General features: G+C 47.7%; 13 protein-coding genes and 1 pseudogene. 4 read left to right on the top strand and 10 right to left on the bottom strand.

The window, feature by feature from the left end; genetic code table 11:
* The first annotated feature begins 77 nt into the window (after positions 1-77).
* From solA to OXH39_08915, 4 genes and pseudogenes are all read left to right on the top strand, one after another.
* A complete protein-coding gene (solA, locus tag OXH39_08930; GenBank protein MCY3550573.1) occupies positions 78-1,238 on the top strand; it encodes an N-methyl-L-tryptophan oxidase in 1,161 nt (386 codons plus the stop codon).
* A gap of 117 nt (positions 1,239-1,355) precedes the next feature.
* Positions 1,356-1,559: pseudogene (locus tag OXH39_08925) on the top strand (DUF433 domain-containing protein).
* A gap of 22 nt (positions 1,560-1,581) precedes the next feature.
* Positions 1,582-1,923: a DUF5615 family PIN-like protein gene (locus OXH39_08920; GenBank protein ID MCY3550572.1), complete on the top strand. Its 342-nt coding sequence runs from the start codon at positions 1,582-1,584 to the stop codon at positions 1,921-1,923.
* A gap of 218 nt (positions 1,924-2,141) precedes the next feature.
* Complete coding sequence (locus tag OXH39_08915) at positions 2,142-3,491, top strand: hypothetical protein (GenBank protein ID MCY3550571.1); 1,350 nt, start codon at positions 2,142-2,144, stop codon at positions 3,489-3,491.
* Positions 3,492-3,539: 48 nt separating this feature from the next.
* Here OXH39_08915 and OXH39_08910 read toward each other — a convergent pair whose 3' ends face one another.
* The 10 genes from OXH39_08910 to OXH39_08865 form a co-directional block, all read right to left on the bottom strand.
* Positions 3,540-3,878, bottom strand: coding sequence for a P-II family nitrogen regulator (locus tag OXH39_08910; protein ID MCY3550570.1), 339 nt, complete (start codon positions 3,876-3,878; stop codon positions 3,540-3,542).
* Positions 3,879-4,070: 192 nt separating this feature from the next.
* The gene (gene glnA / locus OXH39_08905) at positions 4,071-5,486 is read right to left on the bottom strand and encodes a type I glutamate--ammonia ligase (GenBank protein ID MCY3550569.1); all 1,416 of its coding nucleotides are present in this window, start codon (positions 5,484-5,486) and stop codon (positions 4,071-4,073) included.
* 479 nt (positions 5,487-5,965) lie between these two features.
* Positions 5,966-6,550 carry a dCTP deaminase gene (dcd, locus tag OXH39_08900; GenBank protein ID MCY3550568.1) on the bottom strand — a complete coding sequence of 195 codons (585 nt, stop codon included), beginning with the start codon at positions 6,548-6,550 and terminating at the stop codon, positions 5,966-5,968.
* 179 nt (positions 6,551-6,729) lie between these two features.
* A complete protein-coding gene (locus tag OXH39_08895) occupies positions 6,730-8,064 on the bottom strand; it encodes a (Fe-S)-binding protein (GenBank protein MCY3550567.1) in 1,335 nt (444 codons plus the stop codon).
* A gap of 30 nt (positions 8,065-8,094) precedes the next feature.
* Positions 8,095-8,427: a hypothetical protein gene (locus OXH39_08890; GenBank protein MCY3550566.1), complete on the bottom strand. Its 333-nt coding sequence runs from the start codon at positions 8,425-8,427 to the stop codon at positions 8,095-8,097.
* A 50-nt stretch (positions 8,428-8,477) separates the two neighbouring features.
* Positions 8,478-9,311 (bottom strand): ATP-dependent sacrificial sulfur transferase LarE, encoded by an 834-nt coding sequence (larE, locus tag OXH39_08885; protein ID MCY3550565.1) that lies wholly within the window; start codon positions 9,309-9,311, stop codon positions 8,478-8,480.
* Positions 9,312-9,354: 43 nt separating this feature from the next.
* Complete coding sequence (def, locus tag OXH39_08880; GenBank protein ID MCY3550564.1) at positions 9,355-9,954, bottom strand: peptide deformylase; 600 nt, start codon at positions 9,952-9,954, stop codon at positions 9,355-9,357.
* A gap of 261 nt (positions 9,955-10,215) precedes the next feature.
* Entirely contained in the window at positions 10,216-11,769 is a 1,554-nt protein-coding gene (locus OXH39_08875) for a hypothetical protein (protein ID MCY3550563.1), read from the bottom strand.
* A gap of 70 nt (positions 11,770-11,839) precedes the next feature.
* Positions 11,840-13,393 (bottom strand): hypothetical protein, encoded by a 1,554-nt coding sequence (locus OXH39_08870; protein ID MCY3550562.1) that lies wholly within the window; start codon positions 13,391-13,393, stop codon positions 11,840-11,842.
* Between the two features lie 42 nt (positions 13,394-13,435).
* Positions 13,436-14,509 carry a VWA domain-containing protein gene (locus tag OXH39_08865; protein MCY3550561.1) on the bottom strand — a complete coding sequence of 358 codons (1,074 nt, stop codon included), beginning with the start codon at positions 14,507-14,509 and terminating at the stop codon, positions 13,436-13,438.
* Positions 14,510-14,762 lie beyond the last annotated feature (253 nt).

Here is a 14,762-nt window from a genome sequence, read left to right as displayed (position 1 = left end):
CCTAAGGATACCAGATTTTAGATCAACTATCAAGATAATTGTGACAGACTACTAGTAACTGATAACTGGTAACTGATATGTATGATGCAATTGTCATCGGTGCCGGTGGGATGGGCAGCGCGACCGCATACCACCTCGCCAAATCCGGCGCGAACGTGCTTGTTTTAGAACAGTTCCAACGCGGGCATCCCTTCGGTAGCTCACATGGAGAAACGCGTATCATCCGTTTCTTCTACGACAAGCCCTTCTACACTGAACTGATGAAAACCGCCTACGCCGAATGGCGCGACCTCGAATCGGTATCGGGGAAATCGCTGCTGTTTATCACGGGAAGTGTCGGTATTGGGGCAAAGGGAAACCCTTATGGACGCGCTGCGCGGGAAAGTTTAGATGCCGCAGGCGTTGAATCTGAGTGGTGGAACACGACACAATTGGCAGAACGTTTTCCCCAATTTCGATTAACGGGCGATATGGAGATTCTCTGGCAGAAAGACACCGGTTTTCTCCGTGCTGCCGAGTGTGTCTCCACCCATTTGCAATTGGCAGAACAACACGGCGCAACAGTTCAAGAGGAAACCTCTGTCATTAACATTGATTGGCAGGCAGATGTCCCAACGGTCCGCTCCGAAAATGAATCGTTCCACGGAAGAAAAGTTATCGTGACAGCGGGTGCATGGGCTGGTACGCTACTCGCAGAATTGAATCTCCCACTCACGGTTACAAAACAACAGGTATGCTACTATCAGCCCTCAGACAGCAAACGTTTCCAGCCAGACCGGTTTCCAGTCTTCACGGAAGCGACTCCTGATGGGGAATTCATCTACGGCATTCCGGCTTTTGGCTCTTTTAATACGGGCGGCGGACTAAAAATTGCACGCCACGGCAGAGGACAAGTTATCTCGCCTGATACACCCGAACGTACACCGGATGCAGAATACATCGCCCATATAGATGCTTACGTGCAAGAACGCCTTCCTGAACTTGGAAAAACCACGCATGCCGAAGTCTGTCTCTATACCGAAACTCCGGACGAAGACTTTATTATTGACGTACACCCCCACTGCTCGAATGTGTTGATCGCGGCGGGTTTTTCAGGGCACGGCTTCAAGTTTTGCGCCCTTGTCGGACGTATCATGAGCGAACTCGTCCGAAACGGTGAAACCGGTTTTGACATCCATCCATTCCGTATTGACCGAAAACACAAAATCTCAAGCGGTATCCCAAGGCTGCAAGCATGATGAAATAAATACCAGTCTTTTTCTTGACATTTGAAAAAATTTTAGGCATACTTAAGGAAAGGTATAACACTATCTACAATTCTGTAGCGATTCCTTTGAGACTCAGGAGGCAAGCAGATGAACCACTACAAGGAAATTATCACAGTTGAACCGGACAAACGCAGCGGACAGCCGTGTATTCGGGGAATGCGGATCACCGTTTACGATATTTTTGAATATCTCGCGTCCGGCATGACGGTAGCGGAAATTCTTGATGATTTCTCCGAACTAACTGAAACAGACATTCGCGCTTGCTTCGCCTATGCCGCGGATAAGGAAAAATCACAGATGGTTGTTTACACGAATGAAACTTCTATTCGACCAGAATCTATCGGACCAACTGGTAACGCTACTGGCGGATCTATTTCCTAATTCTATACACGTCAAAACCATTGGATTAAATAGGGCAACAGATACCGAATTATGGGATTATGCGCGCGACAACGACTATTTTATTGTATCAAAGGACATAGACTTCAGTAAGAGAAGTGTTGTTCATGGGCATCCTCCAAAAGTGATTTGGCTCAGGCTTGGGAATTGTCCGACACGTACCGTTGAAGATCTATTGAGAAATCACCACTCAGATCTTAAAGATTTTGCGAGAGATCCAAATCGAGGGGTATTCGTTTTGCTTGCACCTGCTTAAACCCGACAGCACGGGACCTTTTCTAACAATTTCCACAAACCATAAAATAGATAGCAACACCGGACTACTGGGCTGTCCAGTCTAAAGTTATAGGTGAATCGAGTCAGTCAACACTTATTTTCAAGCGCGTGTTGGGTTTCTCTTCGTTCAACCCAACCTACAAACCTACTGAGATATGCTTCACTTCTTCACAAATTACGCATTAAGGAGACTCGACGATGGCAACAACTCTTAAAGCAGGAAGCGCGAGCGCGGATATTACGCCACCACTCGGCACAAGAATACCGGGCGGTTTCCGACCGAGATACGCTGAAAATGTTGACGATGAGCTTTTTGCGAAAGCACTCGTTATTGATAACGGTGAAACACGTATCGCAATCGTCACCTGCGACCTCATCGCTATACCGGAGAAGGTAGCAAACGCAGCGAAAACACGCATCGTTGAGCGGTGCGGTATTCCTGCAGCACACGTTATGGTGAATGCCACGCATACGCATACCGCTGTCGCAATTGCAGATCTGCTCGGTGTTGACGAAGACCCCGATTACACAGCGTGGGTACCTCTGAAAATCGCCGATGCCGTTGAACTCGAGGTGTGGCGACTCCAGCCTGCACGAGTAGGGTTCGCCAGTGTCAATGAAGAGCGTATCACTTTCAATCGGCGATGGCACATGAAAGATGGCACCGTCCGCATGAATCCCGGTGTCGAAAACCCAGAGCTTGTGGAACCGACCGGCACAATCGATCCGGAGTTAGCGATGATGTTCGTTGAAGCTGATGATGGCACACCACTTTCGGTTGTTGCTAACTTTTCGCTCCACTACATCGGCACGGATAACGGCAGTGCCCTCTCCGCCGACTATTTTGGGCATTTTGACCGACTCATGCAACACTATTTGGGTGATACGTGTATCTCGCTCCTTTGGAACGCAGCATCGGGACAGATTAACAATATCGATTTCAGCGGGCAAACGAAATGGACAGCGAGCGGACATCGACAAGCCGTGAAAATGGCAAACGTTCTTGCTGGGCATTTTATCACTGAGATGCAGTTCATGGAGATGCACGACACACTTGACCTCAGCGGAAACCTTACCACGCTGACGTACCAACCCAAACAGATTACGGCTGAAGACCTTGAAGTTGCTGAACATTTACTGTCCCTGCCACACGTAACGGACGATGCCTACGAAACGGGTCCGTTTAGTTGGGTCGTCGGGCAGCCAATACCCACAGCTTTGGTTGATGTCTACGCTCGTGAATGCCAACGCTTAGCGAAGTTACCATCGCAGATGACCGCGCCAATTCAAGTGATTCGTCTGGGTGAAGCGGCGATCGTGGCGTTGCCCGGAGAGGTTTTCGTTGAGACGGGAATGAATATCAAATCGGAGTCCACTGCGAATCCAACGTTTCTCGTCAGTTTAGCAAATGGATATATCGGCTACATCTGTACGGACAAGGCACTGACACAGGAGGGTGGATACGAAACATGGGCAGCGATGTCGTCCTTACCGGATGTTGGGACAGTGCCAAAGATGGAGGCACTCGTTGCTTCGTTGTTGGAATAAAGAGGCGGGTGCAGGCCCCGCCTCTGAGGGAGAAAATAGAATAGAAAGTTAAACAGCGGCAGGACCTCTTTCACCTGTACGGATACGGATGGTTTCATCAATAGGCAGCACAAAGATTTTGCCATCGCCAATTTTACCGGTTGAAGCGGCTTGTTGAACGGCTTCAACAACCTTGTCAACATTTTCTTCAGCCACAACAATTTCTATTTTTAACTTCGGGACAAATTCAATCGTGTATTCGCTCCCGCGGTACAATTCAGTATGCCCACGGCTACGCCCGAATCCACGAACTTCGCTGACTGTCATGCCCCGAACACCTACACTACTGAGTGCTTCTTTGACCTCCTCCAATTTGAAGGGGCGGATAATACATTCTAGCTTTTTCATGCGGTTCTCCTTTTTTGGTTATCAGTTATCCGTTATCAGTTATCCGTTAAGAAATTTCCGTTGGTACCAACTACTTCTTTTACTGACAACTGATAACTGACGACTGACAACTCCTAAGGGTGATTTTTCAAACCTCTGTGGAAGTACGTGATCACGATCATTGTGATAACATGCCTTCCGCGTTCACACGCCCTAAATATCGTGATAGAGGAAGAATTCATACGGATGCGGCCGCATGTTGATTGCATCGACCTCATTCTCACGTTTGTAATCAATCCAGACATCCAAGACATCTTGGGTGAACACATCGCCCTTGAGGAGGTATTCGTGATCTTCCTCTAAGGCATCAAGGGAGTCACCGAGCGATACCGGCGTGGATTCAATATCCGCCAGTTCTTCCGGTTCAAGATCATAGAGGTCTTTATCCAACGGGTCACCCGGATGGATGCGGTTCTGTATGCCATCAAGCCCTGCCATGAGTAGTGCGCTGAAGGCGAGATAAGGATTACAAGACGGATCCGGTGTACGGAATTCGACCCGCTTTGCCTTTTCACTCTTTGAGTAGACTGGAATACGGACACACGCGCTACGGTTCCGCTGCGAGTAGGCGATGTTGACCGGTGCCTCATAGCCTGGGACTAACCGCTTGTAAGAGTTGGTTGTCGGAGCGATGATTGCACAGAGCGAACGGGCGTGCGTGAGCAAGCCCCCGATGTAATAGAGCGCGTCCTCACTCAGCAGCGAATATCCCTGTGGGTCGTAGAAAACGTTCTTACCGTTTTTCCAAAGACTCTGGTGGACGTGCATCCCGGACCCGTTGTCTTGGAAGAGCGGTTTCGGCATGAAAGTAGCAACAAGATTGTTTTCACGCGCCACATTTTTGATGATGTACTTATACAGTGCAATCTTATCGCCCGTCTCGGTTAGTTCACCAAAGCGGATGTCAATTTCGCCTTGACCAGCGGTTCCCACTTCATGGTGGTGAACTTCTACATCAACGCCGGATTCGATGAGCTTAAGACAGATCTCAGAGCGGAGGTCTTGGAGTGTATCGGAAGGCGGTACCGGGAAATATCCCTCTTTGTAACGCGGTTTGTACCCAAGGTTCGGATTCTCTTCGCGCCCCGAATTCCAGCTCCCCTCAACAGAATCAACGGAATAGAAACCGGAATGCTGATCCTGTCCGTAGCGGATGTCGTTCAGGAGATAGAATTCCGCCTCAGGTCCCCAGTAACTTGTATCGGCGATTCCAGTGGATTGGAGATACGCCTCTGCTTTCTGTGCGATATGCCGTACATCACGCGTGTAATTCTCCAATGTGATAGGATCTTTGATGTTACATGTGATGCTCAACGTCGGCACCTTGCAGACCGGGTCAATGAGGGCAGTCGTTGGATCAGGAAAGAGCAGCATGTCGCTCTCGTTAATTGCCTGGAAACCACGGATACTTGAACCGTCAAAACCACAACCTTCTTCAAAGAGGTCTTCGGTCAACTCGCCCGCCATAAGGGAAAAGTGTTGCCACATCCCCGGTAGATCCATAAATTTGAGGTCGACTATCTTTACATCATGTTCTTTTGCAAGTGCAACCACCTCACTTGGTGTCATTACATATCCTCCTAATTTCGGCGCAACTTGTAAGCCGAAACTTGCTATCAAAACTCAAAACTCAAAACTTCCTCGATCCAAGGACCGAGACTATAATCTGCTAAAACGGCATAAAGCAACAAGGCACAAGAGCCTAATGATCGCCCTAAAATTCCGTTTCACTAACTTAGAAAAATGTCCTTGATTCGTCAACTGAATGCGCAACTCATACCACTTGACGAGTGTCTTACTGAACAAATAAGCAAAATTTATGCCAATCAACGGTGATTGAACACAGGGTGGCATTAATTTGACGAAAACAGACAAATTCTCGTGTAAAACCGTGAGTTACAGCGGATTTCCGGCGTGAAACGCCCCGCTGCAACGATGTTTTGTCCACGCCCTATATTAAAAACTATGAGTCCTTGCTAAATTATTAGGCATAGCATTGCCCGTTTTTTGCGCATAGCACCGCACACCTATTAAAATCGACTTTGAGATCATTCCTCTGAAAATTCAACATCTTTGGCGAACCGGCTTGTCTCAGGCCCGTTCTGCCCAGCGTATTTGTTCGCCGGTTTGAGTTGATACGGTACACGCGCCGGTGAAGATAGCTGAGCAAAGGTAAACGCACAGATTCGCATGCCGGGGTACAATTTAACCGGCATTCGCCCAAGATTCCCTAACTCCAGCGTGGGGATCCCAATCCAACCGGGGTCAAAGAGACCGGCAGTACTGTGAACGATAATGCCGAGCCTCCCTAAACTACTCCTGCCTTCAAGACGCGCCATCACGTCATCTGCTAATTCAAGCGTCTCCTGCGTTGCCGCCAAGACAAACTCACCGGGCTGCATTGTGAAGGCATCACCATCAGGGACATCAACCCTCCGCATCAAGTCGTCGGTATCAATCTCCGCCCCTAAATCAATATATGGGTACTTGCTATGCTCAAACACACGAAAGGTGTTGCTCAGTCTGAAATCAATGGAGCAACTACCGAGTTGTGTTTCCAAGTCAGGCGAGGGTGAGATTTTGATCTTCCCCTTGTCTATATATTCGATAATATCTTTATCTGATAAAAACATTCTTTTATCAGTTGTCAGTTATCAGTTGTCAGTTATCAGTTAAGAGAATTTTTGTGGCTGCCACAACATCTCTTGTCACTGAAAACTGAAAACCGAAAGCCTACGCAGTAGGCGAACTGACAACTATTCCTCTGAAAACAATTTATATTGACGTTCCCTTACATAGAACACTTCTTGAACTACTGTTCTGGTAGAAAATCCTCCGGGGCGATACCACGATAGGCGTAATCTAAAAGATTCACAGGATGCATCGCTTTCATAGACAATCCATGTTTCTGAATACCGAGTTGAATCTGGAGCAAGCAACCGGGATTTCCAGTCGCGACGATGTCCGCCTCGGTTTCAGCGATGTGTACCATTTTCCGTTCCAAAATCTCTTGTGAAAGTTCGGGCTGTGTGATGTTATAGATTCCCGCGCTGCCACAGCACCACTCGGATTCGGTTAGTTCAATCAACTCCAACCCCGGTATCGCTTGGAGCACCTTGCGAGGTTGCGCTTGCACGCTTTGTCCATGGAGAAGGTGGCACGGTTCATCATAGGTAACACGTTTCTTGATTTCTCCTGTCGGCGGTATCATCTCAATTTCGGCTAAGAACTCGCTGATGTCGCGCATTTTATGGCTGAAATTTTCCGCTTTCTCTGCGTAAGCCGAATCAGTTTCCAAAAGTGCCTCGTATTCCTTAAGCGTTGCACCACAGCCAGCAGAATTGATGATGATAGCGTCCAAATTCTCCTCTTCAAAGGCATCAATGTTCTGTTTGGCGAGAGATGAAGCGACATCCCGCACGCCGTTGTGAAGGTGTAACGCGCCGCAACAAGTCTGCTGTCGTGGCGTGACAACTTCGCATCCGTTCTGTGCTAAGACTCGAATCGTCGCGACGTTTGTCTCCGTAAAGACTTGATTCATGATGCACCCCGGAATAAATCCAACCCGATATCGGGTTTCACCTTCCGCGGGTGTGATGTCACGTATCGTATACTTCAGTCGAGGCGGTGGGATTTTCGGGAGCAATGATTCCATCTGCCCGAGTTGTCCCATCAGCTTCAGGATGCCCGTTTTCTGAACGAGCCATCGGATGCCGAGCCGTTGATAGAGCCACATCACCTCAAAGATTAGGTCCAACCGTTCTTTATTCGGTAGAATTTGTTTGAAGACGAGATTTGTCCAGAATCGGTAAGCTGCTGAACGGGGTGCGTTTTGTTCATAGATGGCGCGCGCCTCCTCAAGGAGTTCCCCAAAGTGAACACCAGAAGGACAAGCGGTTTCACACGCACGGCAGTCCAAGCATCGATAGATATATTCTGACCATTCTTCGCTGAGCGGGGTGGCATCTTCATCTTTGAAAGCACTCCCCATGAGGTAGAGCCTACCCCTCGGTGAATCCGTTTCTAAGCCTAATTCTCGATAGGTTGGGCAGGTTGGCAAACAAAGTCCACAGTGTGTACAAGCATCCCATTTCTTCCAACTGAAAGTCTCTACGCCGATAAGTTGTTGTGTATGTTGATCCGACATGTTAAATTTTTTACGGTTTATGAGTTTTCTTTAAAGCTTGGGCAGCACCCAAAAAACTCCAAGAAAGAAGATCGAAATCAAGCCGATCATAACTAACGTTACATAAACAGGATTTGCTTTGCCTGCAAAACTTTTCTTCAGACTTTCGGTGCCACTGTCCCGAATTTTTCCTGTTAGGGCTGCTTTTTCGCTTTGTGTTAACCCCTTCTTTTCAAAGAGAGGTTCAGTCGAAATCAGAGGTTGCTTACGCTGCCACCTCCGTCTCGGTAGAACAAGACCAAGAAGTAAAATAGAACCCACAAAACTCATTATATGGACCGGATACGCCACTATAACCTCTATAACACCTTTCAGGTCGTACATTTCTGTGCCTCCGATGTTTTAGTTAGTCCACCGCTTGCAGGTTTTTGATATTACGAAGTCGTAACCCCCTCGTTAAGGCTTCCAGAACGATACCCCTGCAAGTCAAGCGTGATATGAGAATATCCGAGTGTTTTAAAGTGTGCACTGATGTCGCGCCGCACGGTTTTTGAAAGCATCCGCGAAATTTCCGCCGCTTCAAGTTCAATTCGTGCAAGCGCACCGTGATGACGGACGCGGAATTGACGGATACCTAAATCGTAGAGAAATTGCTCGGCAGCATCCACCTGCCGCAGCAATTCACGGGTGATACGCATGCCGTAAGGAAACCGTGAAGAGAGACAGGCAAACGCCGGTTTATCCCATGTTGGGAGCTCCCACGCCTTTGAAATCTCGCGAATCTCCGCCTTTGTCAAGTTGACATCAATCAAAGGTGCTTGGATCCCCATCTGCTTTGCGGCATCCATTCCCGGACGATGGTCACCGACATCATCTGGAATCGCGCCGTAGACAATAGTTCCCACACTGTATTTTTCAGCGATGGGTTGCAGCTTATCAAACAACTCCGTCTTACAGAAAAAACAGCGGTTGGTTGGGTTGCTTGCGTAGCCTTCCAAGTCTAATTCCTGTGTGTTGACAGTCTCAAGGCGAATCCCGATCTGCTTAGCAATTTCCTGCGCCGCTCTCATCTCCCGAATCGGATAAGAATCAGAGATGGCAGTGACAGCAAGCGCGTTATCACCCAATGCGTGTTGCGCTGCCTCGGCAAGAAATGTGCTATCAACACCACCGGAAAAAGCGACGATGACTTTCTCATAAGCGTGCAAGCATTCATAGAGCTGGCTTAGTTTTGTTTGTAAGATAGGTTCAAGTGCTTGTTTTGACATAAACAACTGCCTCGCCCGTAGCACAGGCTACAGATTTCCGATATTAATAAGGTTTTTCAGCTTGTTGGACTCTCGTCAATTCCTCGCTTAGCAACCGACGTTTCAATCCGCTAATCCGGTCAATAAAGAGCACACCGTTAAGATGATCTATTTCATGTTGCAGCACACGCGCCAATAAGCCATCGGCTTCAACGCGGATGGCTTCACGCTGGAGGTTAACGCCTTCAACAACAATGCTCTCCGGACGTTTTACATCAGCCGTAACATCAGGAATACTCAGGCAGCCCTCTTCGGCGACGATTTCTCCATCAGAACTCAGAAGTTCAGGGTTAAATAACACTAAGGGTTCATATTCTTCATCGTCCTCTTCGCCGATATCAACAATGATGACCCGCTTCAAAACACCGACCTGTGTTGCAGCGAGTCCAATGCCATTGCCTGTAGCATACAGCGTCTCCAACATCTGTTCAGCAAGTTGACGTTCTGCCTCCGTGATCTCTGCAACAGGTTCGGCTCTTTTACGAAGGACCGGGTCGCCGTAATAGCGGAGTTGCAAAGGTGCGGTCTCACGCAATACGACAATATCTTCTCCGCTTACATCTGAAGCGGGTGTGTCCTTGGGCTTTCTTTTCCGTTTTGGCATGTATCAAGAACTGCTCCATTTCTGACATATTTCCGACGAAAACAACCTTCAATATGGTAACACTTATTACAAATTCTGTCAAGAAAAAAGTATTTGCGGGGCAGGATCATTTAGTTTTCTCTTTTGTAGCGTCCGCTTTTAGTTTACACTCCATACACGCACCGACTAACAGTCTATGCTACAAGGGTTCTCAGTGTATAGGCAGCAGGGAAGAGGGAAAAATCATGATCAAGAAGTCAATCCTACAGAGGAGTGGTTGTGTCAGGGTGCGGACATCAGATAGAGATGGAAACCTTCGTCGCCAACGGTTGAACCTGTAAATTTGACTAAAAACGTGAGCTTGTGCTGTTCACGCAGTTCGGCACCTAAAGCGCGGTTCAGGATAATCAGCACCTCTTGAGCAGATTGAGCACCCAGCTTTTCCGCTTCTTCAATGACGAGTTCATCGGAAGCATCGTGGTTGCGCGCCGCGTCCCATCTGACAAAAGAGCCGAGTCGGCTTCCACGCGGATAGTAAACCTGTCGTTTCGGTAGGTAGCCGACGACAGTGCTAACAGCAAAATCAACATCGCCAACTATCGGATGGTCTTGCATGCCTTGTGACTTGATATATTCGGCTGTCAGTTTGCCGTAGGAGAAAATATAGCGGTGCTCCATTCGGACAGCTGTAATACCACCTATTGCATGGCAGATAAGCAGCACCGTCACAATCACTGTTCCCGCCACATTCAAAACCCGGTTCGCTATAGAATCCTCATCTTGTTGCGCAGCCTTACTAAGATTTATCGCTGGACAGTCTCGGTAAATCCAACAGCACATCAGAAACGCAAGGAACAGAAAGCCGTGATGCCGGATACTGCCTTGATATTTGATGTAGAAGAATGCCAAAAGCCCAAACGTTGAGATGAGATAGGTAAGTAGGGCAGTCGGTCGTTTGAGAAACAACAGCACACTGAAAAGCATCAGGAAATAGCAGAGTGGCACTTGAATCGCTTGGAAGAAAGGGTAGGTTGTTAGGACGTTTGAACCCCAAAAACCGAGTACGGGTCTCGTCACTGGAAGGTAGGCACGGGAGATCAGTTTAACAATATCGTTTACGCGTTTCATTTCAAAGTTAAAGTTCCAAGCAACGGCGAAACCTGTATCTGACGGTGGGTTGAGTTGCAGAACTGCTGTCATAATACCGACCGCGATAAGTGCGAACCCGATCCAGATGGGTCTTTTATTCTCTATAGTTTCAATTTCTTGGTTGAGAGGTTTAAGAACCCGACCACTAAAGACATATTCGCAACAGAGCGCGATGCCTATCGCTATGGTGACGATCAACGCATGAACGCTCGTATGTGCAAGCAGAAACAGCACACAACCGACCCAGATAAAGCGTTTGTAACGTTCCTTGAACAGGACACAAAAGACAGTTATTAGTAGAAGTCCAAGGGCGTAATTTCGCGCGACAATAGCGTATTCATAGAGAACGAGGTAGCCAAAACAGAAGAGAAGTTTCTGGAACCAATTGAAAGGAGAGTAGCGAACGAAAAGGTAGACGGTGACACCCGTAATCAGGAGATGGAACATCTGCATGATGACGGGGGAATCCGTGATACGGCTGAGTGGCATGAGGCAGAGGTGCCATAAACCCGGATGTCCCTCATATTTGAGATTCGCGAAGAGGTTAAAAACCGAGGTGCTGTCCCGTGCGAGAAGCCACGCTTGGATTTCATCGCGCCACATCTCATGGTGGCTTGCGGTAAACGCACCGACTGCGAGAAAAAGGAATGTCAAGCCGAGGGCGTAGTGTTTATCTTTTTTGTCCATTGTCTACATTGTGTCCTATGGTTTGAAAGTCTCATCTTTTGAAGTTAAGACCACAGCCAAAGCGGCTGTGTCACAGTGCGGGCATCAAATAGAGGTGGAAACCTTCGTCTCTAACGGTTGAACCTGTAAATTTGACTAAGAACGTGAGATTGTACTGTTCACGCAGTTTGGCACTTAAAGCGTGATTCAAGATAATTAGCACATCTTGAGTATTCTGATTGCTCAACTTTAGTGCTTCTTCAATGACGCGCGTCTTCGATACCGAGGCGCGTGCATTATTCCATCTGATAAAAGAGCCGAGTCGGTTTCCACGTGGGTAGTAAATCTGCCGTGGTTTCTCTAAATATCCGACCACAGTACTTACAGCGGAATCCTTGTCGCCAACCATCGCCAAATCTGGCATGCCTTGTGCCTTGATATATTCGGCTGTCAACTTGCCGTAAGAGAAAATATGGCGATGCTCCATCCAGACAGCTGTGATACCACCTATCGCATGGCAGATAAGCAGCACCGTCACAATCACTGTTCCTGCCACATTCAAAACCCGGTTCGCTATAGAATCCCCAGCTTGTTGCTCAGTCTTACCAAGATTTATTGCTGGAGCGTCTCGATAAATCCAACAGCACATCAGAAACACAAGGAACAGGAAGCCGTGATGCCGGATACTGCCTTGATACTTGATGTAGAAGAACGCCAAAAGCCCAAACGTTGAGATAGCATAGATAAGCAAAGCAGTGGGTCGTTTGACAAACAACAGCACACTGAAAAGCATTAGAAAATAGCAGAGCGGAACTTGAATCGTTTGGAAGAAGGAATAGGTTGTTAGGATGTTTGAACCCCAAAAACCGAGTCCGGGTTTCGTGACGGGGAGATACGCGCGGGAAATTAATTTGATAATATCGTTCACACGTTTCACTTCATAGTTAAAGTTCCACGCAACAGCAAAACCTGTATCTGGTGGTGGATTGAGTTGTAAAACCGCTGTCGTAATACCGATACCGATAAGCGCGAACCCGATCCAGATAGGTCTTTTATCTTCAATAGCCTCAATTTCTTGATCAAGTGGTTTAAGAAACCGGCTACCAAAGACATATTCACAACAGAGCACAACTCCAATCGCTATGGCGATGATCAACGCATGAACACTCGTATGTGCAAGCAGAAACAGCACACAACCGACCCAAATGAAACGTTTGTAACGTTCTCTGAAAAGCACACAAAAGACGGTTATCAGCAGAAGCCCAAGGGCGTAGTTTCGCGCGACAATAGCGTATTCATAGAGAACAAAATATCCGAAACAGAAGAGAAGTTTCTGGAACCAGTTGAAAGGAGAGTAGCGAACGAAAAGGTAGACGGTAACCCCCGTAATCAGGAGATGGAACATCTGCATAATAACAGGTGAGTGGGTTATACGGCTGAGTGGCATGAGGCAGAGGTGCCATAAACCCGGATGTCCCTCATATTTGAGATTCGCGAAGAGGTTAAAAACCGAGGTGCTGTCCCGTGCGAGAAGCCACGCTTGGATTTCATCGCGCCACATCTCATGGTGGCTTGCGGTAAACGCACCGACTGCGAGAAAAAGGAATGTCAAGCCGAGGGCGTAGTGTTTATTCCCTTTACCCATTGCATGTAGCGACGACCTTCCGATCGAGGCTCTCCCGTCGTTCTACTGGATAGCGAGGCTTGAAATTGGCAGCCATAAGCCACCGGTACTTTTTGCTATGAATTTTTGGAACGGTTCATCCCGGCCGATAACATCTACCTTGATTTTGGCAGTTTTCATCTTCATCATCACATCTATTGAGGAGTATGCGCCGCTTACATACTCATCTGTGACAAAAATGAAATGGACTTCAGCATCACGCCGGAAACTCAATTCATCAGCAGCGCGGATGAGCGCGTCCAGCCCGTTTTCATCGCCCCGGAATTTCAATTGTGATAACACCTTCTTAATCTGGGTTACCGAACGCGTTTGTGGAATTACCTCAAAGTCCAATCCAAGGAGACCGTACCCTGTCCCCGCTCGGAAAGTGACAATGCCTATAGTGAAGTCTATATCCGCGTTGTCAAAGAGATCTGTCATCGTGCTGAGATGTTCACGAACTGCGGCAACATCGTTTTTCATACTGCCACTCCCATCAATCACAAAAACGATGTCAACAAGATCGGTGCCGCGGTTGGCGATAATATGCTTACCGACCTTGGTCAATGCGAGATCGGGTAGTGTCAGTCCTTCAATATCGGACGGCGGTTGTCCTCCGGTCCGCCCCAGAAAGCCGCGACTTGATTTTCCACTCCGTGAGATGCGTGATCCCAACCCATTTCCCGTGCGACTGCCGCCCAACCCCGAAACGGGTTTAGCCTGTAGGCCTTTCCCATAGGCACTATCCCCGGAACGGGAGAGTGCAGCAAGCTCGGGCGTTTGTAATTCAATAGTTGCTTCTTGATGTGGTACAGGTGCTGCTGAGGTCTGAAGCGTGGGGGGTTGCACTTCGACTGTCTCTATCTGTTGTAGGTTCTCAGGAGCCGTTGAGGTTTGGATAGGAAGTCGCGTCATTCTTTTTAGTGGGCGTATAGAACTCCGCAAGCGGATCTTAACGATGTCAAATTCTGTGACCGGTTTAATCTGCCAATTGGGTTTTTGTCGATATAAAGCCCCAAGCAGCAGTATCAAGAGAATATGAAGCCCGATAGAAATGAGAAGGGCATTTGGAATATTTTTCTTAAGGAGGACTTTCATTTTCGATGTTTACCTGTCTCAACAATGCGTTCAGGCGTTTTTCATAAGTCCGCAATAGTGAAAACTATTATAGCACCATGTTTACGGTTATTTCAAGCAAAGAAAATTTTTGATACCTTTTTGTCGTTGACTTGTCCTATTTGTTGCGACTCGCTTAATCCTCCTTTGAAAAAAGAATGTCCGATTCGTGAAACTTAACTGATATTTCTCAGAAGTTATGCGAAAGCCATAGTTATCAAGGTTCTTTTGGTAT

Source organism: Candidatus Poribacteria bacterium, from assembly GCA_026702755.1.
In the GTDB taxonomy this organism is placed as follows: Bacteria; Poribacteria; WGA-4E; order WGA-4E; family WGA-3G; genus WGA-3G.
Note: the sequence above shows the minus strand (reverse complement) of the source record. Positions and strands in the feature narration are given on the sequence as shown.

Bases quoted from the DNA above. Each gene is read 5' to 3' on its own strand.
- solA (MCY3550573.1), top strand. From the start codon at position 78: ATGTATGATGCAATTGTCATCGGTGCCGGTGGGATGGGCAGCGCGACC.
- OXH39_08920 (MCY3550572.1), top strand. From the start codon at position 1,582: ATGAAACTTCTATTCGACCAGAATCTATCGGACCAACTGGTAACGCTA.
- OXH39_08915 (MCY3550571.1), top strand. From the start codon at position 2,142: ATGGCAACAACTCTTAAAGCAGGAAGCGCGAGCGCGGATATTACGCCA.
- OXH39_08910 (MCY3550570.1), bottom strand. From the start codon at position 3,878: ATGAAAAAGCTAGAATGTATTATCCGCCCCTTCAAATTGGAGGAGGTC.
- glnA (MCY3550569.1), bottom strand. From the start codon at position 5,486: ATGACACCAAGTGAGGTGGTTGCACTTGCAAAAGAACATGATGTAAAG.
- dcd (MCY3550568.1), bottom strand. From the start codon at position 6,550: ATGTTTTTATCAGATAAAGATATTATCGAATATATAGACAAGGGGAAG.
- OXH39_08895 (MCY3550567.1), bottom strand. From the start codon at position 8,064: ATGTCGGATCAACATACACAACAACTTATCGGCGTAGAGACTTTCAGT.
- OXH39_08890 (MCY3550566.1), bottom strand. From the start codon at position 8,427: ATGTACGACCTGAAAGGTGTTATAGAGGTTATAGTGGCGTATCCGGTC.
- larE (MCY3550565.1), bottom strand. From the start codon at position 9,311: ATGTCAAAACAAGCACTTGAACCTATCTTACAAACAAAACTAAGCCAG.
- def (MCY3550564.1), bottom strand. From the start codon at position 9,954: ATGCCAAAACGGAAAAGAAAGCCCAAGGACACACCCGCTTCAGATGTA.
- OXH39_08875 (MCY3550563.1), bottom strand. From the start codon at position 11,769: ATGGACAAAAAAGATAAACACTACGCCCTCGGCTTGACATTCCTTTTT.
- OXH39_08870 (MCY3550562.1), bottom strand. From the start codon at position 13,393: ATGGGTAAAGGGAATAAACACTACGCCCTCGGCTTGACATTCCTTTTT.
- OXH39_08865 (MCY3550561.1), bottom strand. From the start codon at position 14,509: ATGAAAGTCCTCCTTAAGAAAAATATTCCAAATGCCCTTCTCATTTCT.